General features: G+C 33.2%; 13 protein-coding genes and 2 tRNA genes. 8 read left to right on the top strand and 7 right to left on the bottom strand.

All coding sequences use genetic code 11. The features are described from left to right. Nucleotides 1–39: 39 nt before the first annotated feature. A complete protein-coding gene (fbaA, locus tag QVZ41_RS02285; RefSeq protein WP_302882920.1) occupies nucleotides 40–1,107 on the bottom strand; it encodes a class II fructose-bisphosphate aldolase in 1,068 nt (355 codons plus the stop codon). Nucleotides 1,108–1,205: 98 nt separating this feature from the next. Next, nucleotides 1,206–3,698 carry a translocation and assembly module lipoprotein TamL gene (tamL, locus tag QVZ41_RS02280; RefSeq protein WP_478221190.1) on the bottom strand — a complete coding sequence of 831 codons (2,493 nt, stop codon included), beginning with the start codon at nucleotides 3,696–3,698 and terminating at the stop codon, nucleotides 1,206–1,208. Nucleotides 3,699–3,796: 98 nt separating this feature from the next. On the opposite strand from tamL, the gene QVZ41_RS02275 reads away from it, so the two are divergent. Further along, entirely contained in the window at nucleotides 3,797–4,540 is a 744-nt protein-coding gene (locus tag QVZ41_RS02275; RefSeq protein ID WP_302882918.1) for a TrmH family RNA methyltransferase, read from the top strand. Here QVZ41_RS02275 and porT read toward each other — a convergent pair. The 5 genes from porT to QVZ41_RS02250 all read right to left on the bottom strand — a co-directional run bounded on the left by porT (nucleotide 4,521) and on the right by QVZ41_RS02250 (nucleotide 9,212). After that, nucleotides 4,521–5,171, bottom strand: a complete 651-nt coding sequence (gene porT, locus QVZ41_RS02270) for a type IX secretion/gliding motility protein PorT/SprT (RefSeq protein ID WP_302882917.1) — start codon at nucleotides 5,169–5,171, stop codon at nucleotides 4,521–4,523. The genes QVZ41_RS02275 and porT overlap by 20 nt on opposite strands. 2 nt (nucleotides 5,172–5,173) lie before the next feature. Further along, entirely contained in the window at nucleotides 5,174–5,905 is a 732-nt protein-coding gene (gene ubiE / locus QVZ41_RS02265; protein ID WP_302882916.1) for a bifunctional demethylmenaquinone methyltransferase/2-methoxy-6-polyprenyl-1,4-benzoquinol methylase UbiE, read from the bottom strand. A 7-nt stretch (nucleotides 5,906–5,912) separates the two neighbouring features. Beyond that, entirely contained in the window at nucleotides 5,913–6,806 is an 894-nt protein-coding gene (locus tag QVZ41_RS02260) for a NifU family protein (protein ID WP_302882915.1), read from the bottom strand. 91 nt (nucleotides 6,807–6,897) lie between these two features. Then, complete coding sequence (locus QVZ41_RS02255) at nucleotides 6,898–8,307, bottom strand: OmpP1/FadL family transporter (RefSeq protein ID WP_302882914.1); 1,410 nt, start codon at nucleotides 8,305–8,307, stop codon at nucleotides 6,898–6,900. Nucleotides 8,308–8,318: 11 nt separating this feature from the next. After that, nucleotides 8,319–9,212 (bottom strand): hypothetical protein, encoded by an 894-nt coding sequence (locus tag QVZ41_RS02250; protein WP_302882913.1) that lies wholly within the window; start codon nucleotides 9,210–9,212, stop codon nucleotides 8,319–8,321. Between the two features lie 112 nt (nucleotides 9,213–9,324). Between QVZ41_RS02250 and proS the strand changes: the two genes are divergently transcribed. The 7 genes from proS to QVZ41_RS02215 all read left to right on the top strand — a co-directional run bounded on the left by proS (nucleotide 9,325) and on the right by QVZ41_RS02215 (nucleotide 15,057). Next, entirely contained in the window at nucleotides 9,325–10,803 is a 1,479-nt protein-coding gene (proS, locus tag QVZ41_RS02245) for a proline--tRNA ligase (RefSeq protein ID WP_302882912.1), read from the top strand. Nucleotides 10,804–10,909: 106 nt separating this feature from the next. Further along, nucleotides 10,910–10,981: transfer RNA gene (locus tag QVZ41_RS02240), tRNA-Glu, on the top strand. Nucleotides 10,982–11,015: 34 nt separating this feature from the next. Continuing rightward, nucleotides 11,016–11,267 (top strand): 30S ribosomal protein S20, encoded by a 252-nt coding sequence (gene rpsT, locus QVZ41_RS02235; RefSeq protein WP_068824054.1) that lies wholly within the window; start codon nucleotides 11,016–11,018, stop codon nucleotides 11,265–11,267. Between the two features lie 12 nt (nucleotides 11,268–11,279). Then, nucleotides 11,280–11,351 (top strand) — tRNA-Glu (locus QVZ41_RS02230). 171 nt (nucleotides 11,352–11,522) lie between these two features. Further along, nucleotides 11,523–12,572: an anhydro-N-acetylmuramic acid kinase gene (locus tag QVZ41_RS02225; protein WP_302882911.1), complete on the top strand. Its 1,050-nt coding sequence runs from the start codon at nucleotides 11,523–11,525 to the stop codon at nucleotides 12,570–12,572. Between the two features lie 215 nt (nucleotides 12,573–12,787). After that, nucleotides 12,788–14,263 (top strand): sodium/proton antiporter NhaB, encoded by a 1,476-nt coding sequence (nhaB, locus tag QVZ41_RS02220; protein WP_302883468.1) that lies wholly within the window; start codon nucleotides 12,788–12,790, stop codon nucleotides 14,261–14,263. A gap of 110 nt (nucleotides 14,264–14,373) precedes the next feature. Continuing rightward, nucleotides 14,374–15,057 carry a MotA/TolQ/ExbB proton channel family protein gene (locus QVZ41_RS02215; RefSeq protein WP_302882910.1) on the top strand — a complete coding sequence of 228 codons (684 nt, stop codon included), beginning with the start codon at nucleotides 14,374–14,376 and terminating at the stop codon, nucleotides 15,055–15,057. Nucleotides 15,058–15,592 lie beyond the last annotated feature (535 nt).

Raw genomic sequence — 15,592 nt, 5'->3', positions numbered from 1 at the left:
TCTCTATTCTGTATGATAAAACAAATATAATCTTGTTGATTATAAAGTGTTTACGTTGTTTAAGTCAGCAAAAGCTTGTTTCAAACGAGTTTTTAATGTCTCTTCTCCTTTACGTAACCAAACTCTTGGGTCGTAGTATTTCTTGTTAGGGGCGTCAGCTCCAGTAGGGTTTCCGATTTGAGATTGTAAAAAGTCTGCATTAGCAGCCATATAGTCTCTAATTCCCTCCATAAAAGCATACTGCAAGTCAGTATCAATGTTCATTTTAATAGCACCATATCCAATAGCTTCTCTAATTTCTTCTACAGAAGAACCAGATCCTCCGTGGAATACGAAATCAATTGGGTTATGTTCTAATCCATGTTTCTCTTCGATAAATTTTTGTGAGTTATCTAAGATTTTTGGAGTTAGTTTTACGTTTCCTGGTTTATAAACACCGTGCACATTTCCAAAAGCAGCAGCTACAGTAAATCTAGAAGATACTTGAGATAGTTCTTCGTAGCAGTAGTTTACCTCTTCAGGTTGGGTGTACAATTTAGATTCGTCAACGTTAGAGTTGTCAACACCATCTTCTTCACCTCCTGTAATTCCTAATTCAATTTCTAAAGTCATACCCATTTTGTCCATACGCTTTAAGTATTCTTTACAAATAGCGATGTTTTCTTCAATAGGCTCTTCAGATAAATCAATCATATGAGAAGAGAATAATGGAGCTCCTGTTTCTGCAAAGTGTTTTTCAGAAGCATCTAACAAACCATCAATCCAAGGTAATAAGTTTTTTGCAGCGTGGTCTGTATGTAAAATTACAGGCACACCATAAGCTAAAGATAATTCGTGTACATGTTTTGCTCCAGCAATAGCTCCAGCAATAGCAGCAGCTTGTCCGTCGTTAGACAATCCTTTTCCTGCATTAAAAATAGCTCCACCGTTAGAAAATTGAATAATTACTGGTGAGTTTAATTCTTTAGCAGTTTCTAAAACTGTGTTAATTGTGTTACTACCTGTTACGTTAACAGCCGGTAATGCAAATTGTTTTTCTTTTGCTAGTTTGAAAATTTCTTGAACTGCATCTCCTGTAGCAACTCCTGGTTTGATATTGTAACTCATTTTATAATTAGTTTATTGAATTAATCACAACAAAAATAGTCATTTTTATGTAATGAATGGGGGGCAAGTCAACTAGTTTATACGAAAACGATATCGTACTAAAAAGGATAGTTGATACCGATGTTTAATACGGACTGATCTAAAGAGTAATTGCTGAACCATTTATTTTCAGTTAAATAGGGTTCATATGTTTTAAAAGCCAAGTCCAAACGAAGTACTAAAAAGTTAAAGTCATATCGGATACCGGTTCCTGTTCCTATAGCAATATTTTCCAAGGATTTAAATCCTGAAAAAAGTTCTTCTTCGGAAGCGGTAGAGGAGGCATTTGGTAAGTTCCAAATATTACCTGCATCCATAAAAATAGCACCGTGAATACTGTTAAAAATTTTAAATCGATATTCTAAACTAGAAAGAATTTTAAAGTTACCAATGTTAAATTCTAAACCGGAATTGGAGCTACCAGGTCCTAATTCATAGGTTTTCCAAGCCCTAATATCATTAGATCCTCCTGCAAAATAACTGCTGATAAAAGGAATATCTTTATTTTTTCCAGTAGGGATGGCAACGCCTACAAAGGCTCTAAAAGCTAATGAGTTGTTAGTAGACTTGCTCCAGAATTTTCTAAAATCAACATCAAACTTCACAAATTGTGAAACTGGAATGTTTTCAAAAACCTTTTGATCATTTTGAGTTTCAAACAAAAAAGAATTGACATTTCCAGCGGAAGTAATTTTAGCTTTAAAATAATTATATCGAGTGTCTGAAAGTCCTCTTTTGCTATTGTGTTCAAAAGCATAAGAGGCGGATGGAATAATGTTGTTGCTTGTAATAATACTCCTTCTTTTTTGGATGTTTTTTAGTGTTTTATAATCTGTTGGATTGCTGTTTTGGAAGCCAGAAGGAATACTTTGTATAAAATCAGAGGCATTATCTTTGGTTAAGTTGTAAGAAGGAAATTCTGATTCTTGAATACTTTTGATTTGATTGTATTCTGAGCTATAAATATTAAAATAAGAATTAACATTTAAGTTTTTAATATATTGTGCGTTTAACAACTCAACTGTATGTTTGTTTTTTAATGAAGATTTCCAAGTGTAATCAATTACTCCAGTCACTTTTTGTTTGTCTAATCCTATGTTTTTCTGAAAACTAGTACCAAGGGTTATTTTGGTTCTAGGAGTCATGGTTCTAGGGATTAAATTACCTAGCAAAGGAAAAATAAACTTAGGGAATTCTAAAGAAGCATCAATTCCTAATTCGTATGCATCAAAAGTCCCCGTATTAGAGCTCCTACTTTTGGTGGCGGTGTCAAAAATACTTCCTTGTAAAGAAAGTTGAAAAATTTCGGCACCTCTAAAAAGATTTCTGTTGATAAAGCTAAATCCTCCAGACAAACCAACTTGTTTGATGTTGGAGTGTATAATTTCGGAGTTAATTCCAACTCCAAATTTCTTTAAAGGAGTTAAAATAATAGTTGTGGCTAATTCGTTGTTTGGGAGTTCTTTTTGGCTAATTTTTACCACTCTAAAGTTATTTAAGGACTTTAAGTGTCTTCTGGTAGCCTCTATAGCATCATCATTATATATTTGATTGGGCTCTATAAAAATAGAGTTGGCTAAAGTTTTTACTCGATATTTTAATTTTTCATGTGCGTAAAACTCAACATCATTGTAGTTTTTCTTTGTGTCATACACGTTGTTTCTAGTCTCGAAACTATAATCTGTAAAAACGCTTATTTTTTTGATGGTTTGAACATTTGTTGGAATTTCTTCAATCACATTTCCTTTTTTAATTTTTCTGTGATCGATGTGAAAATCAACAGGAGTAATATGATTTTGAGCAAGTGTGTCTATGTTTCTAAAACTAATCAAACTTTCTGTAAAGTGATAAAAACCATTGTTCCTTAACAGTTGGGTGATGGCACTTACAGTTTCTTGAAATTTTTCCTGATGATATTGATCTCCTTTTTTAATTAAAACTTGATCTTTGTTTTGCTGAACAATAGAATCAATCTCTTTATTTTTGATAAAATAATGGATGTCTCCAATATAGTAAGGATCTCTCTTAACTATGTTATAGTAAATGTCTGCTTTTTTAAGATTTGTGATCATTTCAGTTTTAACGGTAGCATCAAAATAGCCGTTGTTAAAAAAATGTGTTCTTAAATTTTCTGCGGTGTTGGCTGTTTTTTTAGCGTCTACAATTACAGGAGCCTCTCCTTTGGTTAAAAGCCAGTCGTTAAACTTCTTTTTTCGATAAATGCTTTTAAGGGTTTGCTTTTTTGAAAGTAATCGATCCCAAAAATTATTTCTATCCTCAAAAGCTTTAAGTTTTTGTTGATGGATAGAATCATAATTTAAATTTCCCAAATTATAAATCAACAAACCTACAGGCATAGTTAAAGCTCTGTTGTTGGGTCTTTGGATTAAGTAGTCTGTAATCGTATAGTCTGATGTTTTTTTATCATCAATCCTAATGGTGTTTTTTGTTAGTAAATGTTCGTTTTCTTTTACATACTTAGTCATACTACAGGCAGTTAATAGAAAACTGAGTAGGAGGTAAAATAGAAAAAAATGTGATGTTATTCTCAAGAAACTAATGTATTGGTGATTCAAAAATAAGCATTAAATATGTTTAGAAGTAATGCTTGTTGATTTTTAGTTTAAATTTGAATCCAAAATGCCACAGCATGCCAATATCTAAGAATCAAATTAAATTGATAACGAGTTTACAACAAAAAAAGTACCGTGTAAAAGAAGGGCTTTTTGTTGCAGAGGGAAAAAAAGTAGTGAATGAGTTTTTAAATTCTGAAATCGTGTTGCATTCTTTGTTTTGTGTAGAGGATGTAGTTGAGGATTATAAAAATCATCACTACGAAGTCATCACAGAAAGTGAATTAAAAAAAGTAAGTGTATTAAAATCACCTAACAAAGTATTAGGGCTTTTTAAAATTCCATCAGAAAAAACTTCTCAAGACAATGGGTTAAAAGTAGTGTTAGATACAATTAATGATCCAGGGAATTTAGGAACTATTATAAGGTTGTGTGATTGGTTTGGAGTAAAAGAATTGATTTGTAGTAAAGAAACAGTGGATTGTTACAATACAAAAGTGGTACAGTCTACCATGGGTTCTTTAACTAGAGTAGTGGTAAAATATGTAGATTTAATTCCTTATTTAAATGAAACTCAGCAGCCTGTGTATGTAACAGATATGGAAGGGGAGAATGTATACACCGCTTCTTTACCTGAAAATGGAATTATTATTATGGGGAATGAGGCCAATGGAGTGAGTGATGAAATCAAACAAATAATAAATAAAAAATTAACCATTCCGAGATTTGGTGAGCTTCAAGCAACTGAAAGTTTAAATGTAGCTACGGCAACAGCAATTTTGTTAAATGAGTTTAGACGTGCTACTGGAAAGTTAAAGTAAGAAAAACGCCTCTGGTTCTTAATTCACTAATATTGGCTTTTGCAATAGTTCCTAGACCAATAAATTCGTTTTGAAATCCGTAAATGCCTCTAATAGATGGCGAAAATTTAAAATAAGGGAAGTAAAAACTAGCTCCGATCCCTATTTCTCCCATCAAAGTATGTTGTTTTAATTCAAAATCTCTAGGGTTTGCACCATTATCATTGTTGTTTTTGTTAGCAGTAAAATTGTAGTTATAAGAAACGCCTCCTATAACAAAACCTCTAACGTTATTAAGTCTTCTGGTGCTGAGTTTTATGGATACTGGAAGGTGAAAATAAGTAGCAGGAACTTCCGTTTTTTCTCCATCAAAAGTAAGACTATTGGTGCTACTAATAATTCCAGGCTCTGTTAAAAAGCTAACAAAATCAGAGGCTTTCAAATCGGCTAAAACCCCTAGATGAAATCCTGCTCCACTAGACAATATTACATCAGGAGAAGATTCTATTGCGTATCCTTTCGTGTGTAAACCCAAATAAAACCCATAACGGATGGGTCTATTGTCAAAGCTTTGTAGTCGTGATATTTTTTCAGTTTGCCCATAGGAGATGGAGCAAAGACAAAAGAATAGATATACAACGAACTGTTTCATTTTTATTTTGTGGCTTTATAAATAGTTGAGACACCAAAAGTGACTGGAATATCTATAACGTTAATAAAGTTATTTTCTTTTAAAATAGTATTGAATTTTTCTCCATAAGGAAAGGAATTAGCAGATTCTGACAAATAAGAATAAGCGGTTTTATCCTTAGAAAACAAGCCTCCAATCAAAGGTAAAAGAACTTTACTGTGAAATTGATATCCTTGTTTAAAAGGAAATTTAGTAGGTACAGAAGTTTCCAAAACCACAAAAATTCCTCCTGGTTTTAAAACCCTGTTAATTTCTCTTAAACCTTTGTTTAAGTCTTCAAAATTACGAACCCCATAAGAAACAGTAATAGCATCAAAAAAGTTATCTTCATAAGGAATGTTTTCAGAATCTCCTAAAACCATTTCTATGTTAGACTGTAATCCTAAAGCTTTAATTTTTTCTTTACCTACTTGAAGCATACCAGAAGAAATATCCAAACCAATTATTTTGGCAGCAGGCATTTGTTGACTGTGCATAATAGCCAAATCTCCAGTTCCTGTAGCAATGTCTAGAATATTTTTAGGTTGACTAGCTTTTACAAGCGCAACTACTTTTTTTCGCCATTTGATGTCTATTCCAAAAGTCATGATCCTGTTTAAGCCATCATAATTTCCGGAAATATTGTTAAACATATCGGCTACTTGTGTCTTTTTAGTAGCGTCTGAATCTTTGTAAGGTTTGATGATTTTTGACATGGCAAGATTATCCGTTAACAGCAATAACGTTATTTACTTTGTTAGGTAACATTTCTTTTAACATGGTTTCAATACCATTTTTTAAAGTAATGGTAGAAGATGGACATCCGCTACAAGCACCTTGTAAAATAACATACACATCTTGTTTTTCTTCATCATAAGATTGAAAAACGATGTTCCCACCATCATTGGCAACGGCAGGTTTTACGTATTCTTCTAAAATATTAGCAATTTCTAAGGGAACTCCAGCTAAATCTTGAATAGGAGTCGTAGGAATTTCTACTGTTGGCTTTGCGATAGAAGTATCAATAATGGTTTTTCCAGATTGAATGTATTCCTTTAAAAAAGTTCTTAATTGTACGTTGATTTCTCCCCATTCAATCATTTCGTTTTTAGTAATAGACACGTAGTTTTCTGAAATATAGACTTCTTTTACAAAAGGAAATTCAAATAAGACTTGAGCCAACGGTGAGTTTTTTGTTTCTTCGGCAGATTTATATTCATGATCATCTGGCGTAAGCATTTTGTTACAACCAAACTTCATTACCATTGGGTTTGGAGTACTTTCTGCATAAATTTCTATGGCAACTTTTCTTGTTTCTGCTTTGTCAGTTACAATCGTGTTACCTTCGTTCAAGTAGATTTCTATCAACTCTCTAATGTCGTTCTGAATATCACTCCACTCAACGATGTCGTATTTTTCTATGGCGATAAAATTAGCACTAATAAACACTTTGCTAACAAACGGAAGTTTGAATAATTGCTGAGAAATAGGAGATTCTTTGGCTTCATCAATATTGTTAAATTGATAGCTTCCTCCTTTAGTTACTTGCTCATTACTAACAAACTTAACAATAGATGCATTGTTTGTTCCTTCTATACTTATACGATGTGTATTCATTCCTCAAAAAAATTTATACAAAAGTAGTTTATTTAAATTTAATTGACTCTTAATTTAGCACGAGGATGTAATCAAATTTTGGTGTTTTTCTTTAAAAGGAATAAGTATAAGTAGCAACAATTCTTGAGTTATTGTTATTAATAGTAGATGTGTTTACATTTTGGTATGGGTCATAAAAATCGTAAGCTGTTTCTTGCTGTGTTCTTCTGTAAGCAATATCTAATCTTGAAGCTCCAAAACGAATTCCAGCCCCTAAAGAGGCACTATATCTGTTACCTAGTTTAAGCACGTCTATGTTTCTTGGGTCTAATTTTGATTTGAAAGGACTTTGTTCGTAGCCAAATCCTCCTCTTAAACTTACGTTTTGTAAACGAAATTCCCCTCCTAAATTAATGTTTTGAGTATTATGTAATACATCAGTGAAGTATTGATTATTGTTTTGAAATTCAATAATATTGTTTTGAGAGCTACCTTTTAAATTTAATGAATTATAGGTTTTATACATATAATCAATATTTATAAAGCCTGATTTACCAATAACAATTGCCCCACTTGCAGTTATTTTACTTGGGGTTCTTAATTTGTATTCTGCATAAGATGGATCTTCAATAATCGTAATACGATCAAGATTTTTAGAAGGAACTCCTCCGTCAATAATTATTTTAGAATTAAAATCTTCTGTTACATTATAGTACCAGTTAGGAGATTCATACGATAATCCTAAACGAACTTCATTTATGGGTTTGTAAATAAATCCAAGATTGATAGAAATACCATCAGCTGTTTGAGAGTTGTTTTGCACTGATGATGCATTTAGTGTGTTACCGCTATTATCATTATTGAACTCATTTAGTCTTGTAGATTGTGAGAAATTCAAGTTATGTAAATTCAAGCTAAAACCAGCATAAAAATTATGTCCATATTGTCCTGCCAAGGCTAAGTTAATTTTAGAGGTTTTACCGTCGGTGTAGTTGTAAAAAACTTGATTTTGAGCATCATTATACTCATAGTTTTCGTCATCAGGATGGTAGTTAAAACTAGATTGGCCACCGTTTCCTGAAAATAAATCCCTTGAGTGGAAGTTATTCATTTTTTGGTAGTTGACTGCAAAGCTAACTTTAGACCAATCATTGGTGGTGATCGCATCTCTAAAAACAAATACAGCCCCCACTTGATCAGTGTTAAAAGTCGTAGATTTATTATTCATGCTTGAATTGTAATAATCTGTACTATTGTTGTAGTTATAAGATCCTAAGGTTAAATTAACCTCGTTATTATTGTAAATAGCAATTCCTGCGGGGTTGATGTTGATACTGCTCAAATCCCCTCCTACAGCTCCCATAGATCCGTTTAAACCAGCAAATCTTGCTGTACCAGAAACATCCTCACTAGAGAATAGAATTCCCATGTCTGTGTAGTTGTAAACTTGAAAGTTTGGCGGAGCATCTTGTGCTTGTGAAACAAGACCAAAAAGAGATATGATATAGATTAATTTTTTCATAAGATTTGTTTTTAACGTCTTCTATAGGTATTGCTATTACTTCTGTATGAGCCGCTTGAGCTATTTGAGCTGTTGCTTCTTGTTGATCTTGAACTATTATAGCTAGGAGTATTATTTGTTTGTGGGCTGTAAGTTCTGTTGGTTTGAGTCTGGTTAGTGTTTTGTGGTGCAGCTCTTTTATATGTTTTATGAGTACTATTACTATTATTATAATATTTGCTGTTACTGTTATTTGAGTTATTATTGGTGTTGTTGTAGTATTTGTTGTTAGAACTGTTTGTTCTGTAAGAATTACTATTGTTTCTATAGGTCTGGTTTCTTTGAGTTCCTACATAATAAATAGGTCTTCCCCAGTTCCAATTGTTGTAGCCGTAACCATACCAATTATTATAGGGAGTTGCATAGCCATAATAAGGATAGTTCCATCCCCAGTTGTAAAAAGGATCATAAAAATTTGATCCCCAGTAAAAATTATTCCAACCAAAAGAGTTCCATCCGTACCTGTTCCATCTATTGTTTATTCCCCAGTAAGGATCATTCCAACCATTGTTCCAGTAGGGATTCATATTGTTGTCAATGTATATGTTTACATTTGGGTTTGAATTATTATGGGAAGCTGATGAACCTTGATTAGTATAGTTTTGATAGTTAGCATTTGGATTGATATCATTATTTTGAGGAACGATTTGGTAATTACTTGGATCTATAATTTCAATATTATTCAATCCGTTCACACGATTCATCTCTTCGGAAAAAACAGTGTTGGGTACATGTACAGGTTCTTCATAAATACCATCGTAATAAGTATAGTATTGATTACTACTACAAGAAGTGTATATAAATGCAACACAACCTAGTAATAGGTATTTTATCCAACCATTATATAGAACTTTTAGGGTATTCATAATACTTGCGTTTTTATTGTTGAACAATGCAAAAAATAGTAGTTTTGCTCCTTGTAGGTATTAGTGCCTTATATTTTAATAAAATTACAATTTTTGTGCCAAAAAAATATATATGGGGTCAAAATTAACAAGTAGGAGTACGGATTACTCAAAGTGGTATAACGAGTTGGTTGTGAAAGCTGATTTGGCTGAGAATTCAGCGGTTAGAGGATGTATGGTGATTAAACCTTATGGATATGCCATATGGGAAATGATGCAGAAGGAGTTGGATAGAATGTTTAAGGAAACGGGTCATGAAAATGCATATTTTCCTTTGTTTGTTCCCAAAAGTTTATTTGAAGCGGAAGAAAAAAATGCAGAAGGTTTTGCGAAAGAATGTGCTGTGGTCACTCATTATCGTTTAAAAACTGATCCCGAAAACCCTGGTAAGTTAATAGTAGATCCAAATGCGAAATTAGAAGAAGAGCTAGTAGTTCGTCCTACTAGTGAGGCAATTATATGGAATACCTATAAAGGATGGGTAGAATCTTATAGGGATTTACCTATTAAAATAAACCAATGGGCGAATGTGGTGCGTTGGGAAATGAGAACAAGGTTGTTTTTAAGAACTGCCGAGTTTTTATGGCAAGAGGGACATACGGCACATGCAACCAAACAAGAAGCTATTGAGGAATCTGAATTGATGCAACAGGTGTATGCAGATTTTGCTCAAAACTTTATGGCAATGCCTGTTATCAAAGGCGTAAAATCAGAAAGTGAAAGGTTTGCAGGAGCAGATGATACATATACCATTGAAGCATTGATGCAAGATGGAAAAGCATTACAAGCTGGGACTTCTCATTTTTTAGGGCAGAATTTTGCCAAAGCTTTTGATGTAAAGTATACTTCTAAAGAAGGAAAGCAAGAATATGTATGGTCTACCTCATGGGGAGTGTCTACTCGTTTGATGGGAGGATTAATTATGACGCATTCTGATGATTTAGGATTGGTGTTGCCCCCAAAATTAGCACCAATTCAAGTAGCTATTGTGCCTATTTATAAAACGGAAGAGCAATTACAAGCAATTACGGAGAAGGTAAATGTAATTGCAGATGAATTAAAAGCAAAAGGAATATCTGTAAAGTTTGACAATAGGGATACTCATAAACCAGGATGGAAGTTTGCGGAGTATGAGCTAAAAGGAGTGCCGGTGAGAATTGCAATAGGGGCTAGAGATCTAGAAAACGGTACCTTAGAGGTGGCGAGAAGAGATACTTTAGAGAAACAAAGTATTCAACAGTCTGATGCAGTTGAGTTAATTGAGCAGTTGTTAAAAGACATTCAAGAAAACTTATGGAAGAGAGCATTGGAGTATAGAGATGATCATATTACCTATGTAGAAACCTTTGAAGAGTTTAAGGAAGTAATTGAAAATAAAGGTGGTTTTGTGGCTGCGCATTGGGATGGTACAGAAGCAACTGAAGAAAAAATAAAAGAATTAACAAAAGCAACTATTCGTTGTATTCCTTTGGAATTCAAGGAGGAAGAGGGGCTTTGTGTGTTTACTGGGAAGTCTTCTAACAAGCGAGTTTTGTTTGCAAAAGCCTACTAGTAAAAAAAGTTTAAAAAAGTTTTACAAAAACTTTGTGATATTGCAAAACGTGTGTATATTTGCAACCGCTAAAGCAAAAAGCAATAGCTTTTAGACTTAAAGCAATGGTCCGTTCGTCTAGGGGTTAGGACGCATGGTTTTCATCCATGTAACAGGGGTTCGATTCCCCTACGGACTACAATTTTTTTTGAATAAGATAACACATTAATAAGATGGCAAATCATAAGTCAGCATTAAAGAGAATAAGAAGTAACAGCGCTAAGCAGGTAAGAAACAAATACCAGCACAAGACAACTAGAAACGCTGTTAGAGCTTTACGTAACATGACAGACAAGACAGAAGCTGAAGGGCAATTGTCTAAAGTTGTAGGGATGTTACAAAAGTTAGCTAAGAATAATATTATTCACAAGAATAAAGCAGCTAACTTACAGTCTAAATTGACTAAGCACGTAGCTTCTTTATAAGAACAATATAATGGTCCGTTCGTCTAGGGGTTAGGACGCATGGTTTTCATCCATGTAACAGGGGTTCGATTCCCCTACGGACTACTAAAGCCTTACTGATATATCAGTAAGGCTTTTGCCGTTTTCTATATATAAGCAAAGTCAGTACTGGAGTTTTAGTAAAAAACAACTACTTTCCTAACTCCTAACTCCTAACTACTAACTTCTCACTTCACAATTTATTCCTTAATATTGTTCTATCTCAAAAAATAGACAGTGGAAAATACTTTTATAATAGGACTCATGTCTGGAACTTCTTTAGATGGAGTGGATTTGGTGTATGCCGAGTTTTCGGGAGTAAAAAAGTTTAAGATCTTAGAGGCAGAGACCATTCCTTATTCGGAGTATTGGAGGTTGCGGTTAAAAAACATTGCTTCTTATCCAAGAGGGCATAAAGAGTTAAAATCCTTAGATGTGGAATTGGGTAGATATTTTGGAGAATTATTGTTGAGCTTTATCAATCGTCATAAAATCAAAAAAGTAGACTTGATTGCTTCTCATGGTCATACAGTACATCATCAGCCTGAAATAGGGTATACTTTGCAAATTGGTTCTGGAGAGGAGATTTTTAGCAAGACAAATATCAAAACGATATATAATTTTAGAGAACAAGATGTTTTATTAGGAGGACAAGGGGCTCCTTTGGTTCCAATAGGAGACCAATTGTTGTTTTCAGAATATGATTATTGTTTAAATCTAGGAGGATTTTCAAATGTATCTTATGATGAAAATGGTGTGAGAAAAGCATTTGATATTTGCCCAGTTAATACAGTGTTAAATTTTTATGCCAATCAATTAGGTTTTGAATATGATAAAAATGGAGCACTTTCTATAAAGGGAAAAATGAATGAAACTCTTTTTTCTGAGTTGAATCAATTGACTTTTTACCAAGCAACAACTCCTAAATCTCTTGGAATAGAATTTTTGCAAAATGAGGTGTATCCTATATTGGAGAAATATAAAATTTCTGAGAGAGATATCCTGAGAACTTTTGTAGAGCATATCGCATATCAGTTAACCAATAAACTAAAAAAAGGAACTGTATTGATTACAGGGGGTGGAGCGTATCACTCTTTTTTAATATCAAGAATCCAACAGTTGAACCCTAGTTTAACCTTGGTCATTCCCTCTAAGGAAATAGTGGAGTACAAAGAGGCTTTGGTGTTTGGATTGTTAGGTTTGTTAAAAAATGAAGGATCGATAAATTGTTTGGCAAGTGTTACTGGAGCAAAAAAAGATCATGCTTCGGGAGTGATTTGTAATTAGTAGCGGTTTTCTTTAAAAATGATATTGATTTAAATAGGTCAAAGGAAGTTTTAATACTGATAAATCAAACATATGTTAGAATCCTTGTTAAATATTTGTAAAATTAATTCAGCTTTGTTAAATAATTGTTGTTTTAAAGGAATTACTGAATTTTTAACAAGTATAAATACCTAGTAAAACTATTAAAATGTTATTTTAGCTTTCGAATTTTTAAAATACAAAATAAAATGAAATATTTTCTAGGGTCTAGCCCTAAGTGGTTCAAGCTTGTAATGATATTTTTCTTATTGATAAATATTCCAATTTCAATCTTTGCTCCTCATGTAGGTGCGTGGTTATTTATTGGAGAGTTTATTTTTACCTTGGCAATGGCTTTAAAATGTTATCCTCTTCAATCTGGAGGATTGTTAGCAATAGAGATCATTGTTTTAGGGTTAACTTCACCAGAGAAGGCATATCATGAAGTAGATCAAAATTTAGAAGTCTTATTATTATTGGTGTTCATGGTAGCGGGAATCTATTTTATGAAACCTTTATTAATGTATATTTTTAGTAAAATTTTTACTAAAATAAAATCAAAAATAGTATTGTCTTTACTGTTTGTTTTTTTAGCAGCTTTATTATCTGCTTTCTTAGATGCTTTAACGGTAACAGCGGTATTAATTAGTGTAGCAGTTGGATTTTATGGGATTTATCACAAGATTCACTCAAATTTTAGTGATTATAATGGTGATGGTATTTTAGATAAAAATGAATTAAGCGGAGAGACTTTAGAACAATTTAGAAGTTTCTTAAGAAGTTTAATCATGCACGGGGTAGTTGGTACTGCCTTAGGAGGAGTTTGTACTTTGGTAGGAGAGCCTCAAAACTTATTGATTGGAGAAAGATTAGGGTCTAATTTTGTTGAATTTTTTGTACACATGGCACCTATTACGATGCCTGTATTGGTTTGTGGTTTATTAACTACCGTGCTTTTAGAAGTAACTGGTACATTTGGGTTTGGAGCAAAATTACCAAGAATTGCAGATCAAATTATTCAGGGATACGCTAAAGAAGAAGATGCAAAGAGAACATCAAAAGAGAAATATGCTTTAATAGTACAAGGAACTGCTGCAATATTATTAATTGCTGGTTTGGCTTTACACATTGCTCCAGTAGGTCTTATTGGATTGGCTTTAATTATTTTACAAACAGCGTTCATGGGAATTATTGATGAGCACCAAATTGGACATGCTTTTGAAGAAGCTTTACCTTTTACGGGTCTATTAGTGGTTTTCTTTGTGGTGGTAGCTATGATTCACGATCAACATTTATTTTCTCCAATTGTACATTGGGCATTACAACAAAGTCCTGAATCTCAACCAGGATTGTTTTATATAGCTAACGGGGTGTTGTCTGCAATTAGTGATAACGTATTTGTAGCAACTGTTTACATTAGTGAAGTAGAACAAGCGTTTAAATCTGGAGCGATTTCTAGAGAGCATTTTGAACATTTAGCAATTGCCATTAACACAGGAACAAATTTACCGAGTGTAGCAACGCCAAACGGACAAGCAGCGTTTTTGTTTTTACTAACTTCTGCATTGGCACCATTAATCAATCTATCATACGGTACGATGGTAAAAATGGCTTTGCCATATACCATTGTATTAGGAGGAGTTGGGTACATAATGGTGAGAATTGTATTGTAATCAATAAGTCAAAATATCAAAAAGGAACCTTAGGAATAAGGTTCCTTTTTTTGTTTATGGAGATGCAATAATAAATTGTATTTTCGTTACATAAATAAGCATTTATAATTATGATTCAGAATCAAGAAGAAGTTTTGCCACTAGTAGAGGCAAGTCAAGAAAAAACCATATCAATCGTTCAGTTAATCATGGATGGAGGTACTGGTGGGCAAATTATTATGGGAATTTTATTTGTTTTACTAGTAGTAGCGGTTTACATATACATTGAAAGATTTTTAGCCATTAAAGCAGCCAATAAGGTAGATAAAAACTTTATGAACCAAATTAGGGAGCAAATTAGCGCTGGAAATATAGAGGCTGCCAAAATGTTATGTACGAAGGTTGATTTACCAGTGGCGAATTTGGTGCAAAAAGGAATTTCTAGAATAGGGAAGCCCTTAGAAGATATCAATACAGCTATTGAAAATGCAGGAAAACTAGAGATTTATAAATTAGAAAAAAACGTAAGTGTTTTGGCAACCATTTCTGGAGCAGCACCTATGATTGGGTTCTTAGGAACCGTAATTGGGATGATTGTTTCTATTCATGAAATAGCCAATGCTGGTGGACAAATAGATATTAAAATGTTGTCTGATGGTTTATATACAGCGATGACAACTACCGTAGGTGGACTAATTGTCGGGATTATTTCTTACATCGCCTATAACCATTTAGTAGTAAGAACAGATAAGGTTATTTATCATATGGAAGCTACTTCAGTAGAGTTTTTAGATTTACTAAACGAACCCGTGTAAGTATTAAGGTTTTATATTTGGTTATTAAGCGGGGGCATCGAGCGGAGTCGTTGAATCAATAATGGTCACCGAGCGGCGGTTGCTGAGCTTGTCGAAGTAAGGCGAGATGCGATTCTCGAACACCAAACACCGCTTATCGAAGTCAGTCGAGATGAGGAAAAAACATAGGGAAAAGCAAGTGAAACCTTAAACAAACAATGTCACTTCGATTGAATTTTTGAAACTAGTATACAGAACGAAAATTAAATAAATGAATAAAGAGGAGAACCTTGGCATAATTAATAAATCCGTAATATTTGCAGAGAGCTCTCTTGAAAATTTTAGGCTGTTTGAATGTTGATAAAATTGTTATAGTGAAAATAATGCAACCACGAGTTCCTAAAATTTAAGAGAGGAGGAATAATTAAAAAATAGAGTAATCAAACAATGTCACTTCGAGTTAATTTCTGAAAAGAAATGGAAGAAATTAGTATCGAGAAGTAGTTAGGGAATAAAAACAAAAGCTCATAGCTAGTCGAGCATCGACCACTGAACA

Source organism: Wenyingzhuangia gilva, assembly GCF_030519655.1.
GTDB classification, from domain to species: Bacteria; Bacteroidota; Bacteroidia; order Flavobacteriales; family Flavobacteriaceae; genus Wenyingzhuangia; species Wenyingzhuangia gilva.
This window is presented reverse-complemented; position numbering and strand designations above follow the sequence as displayed.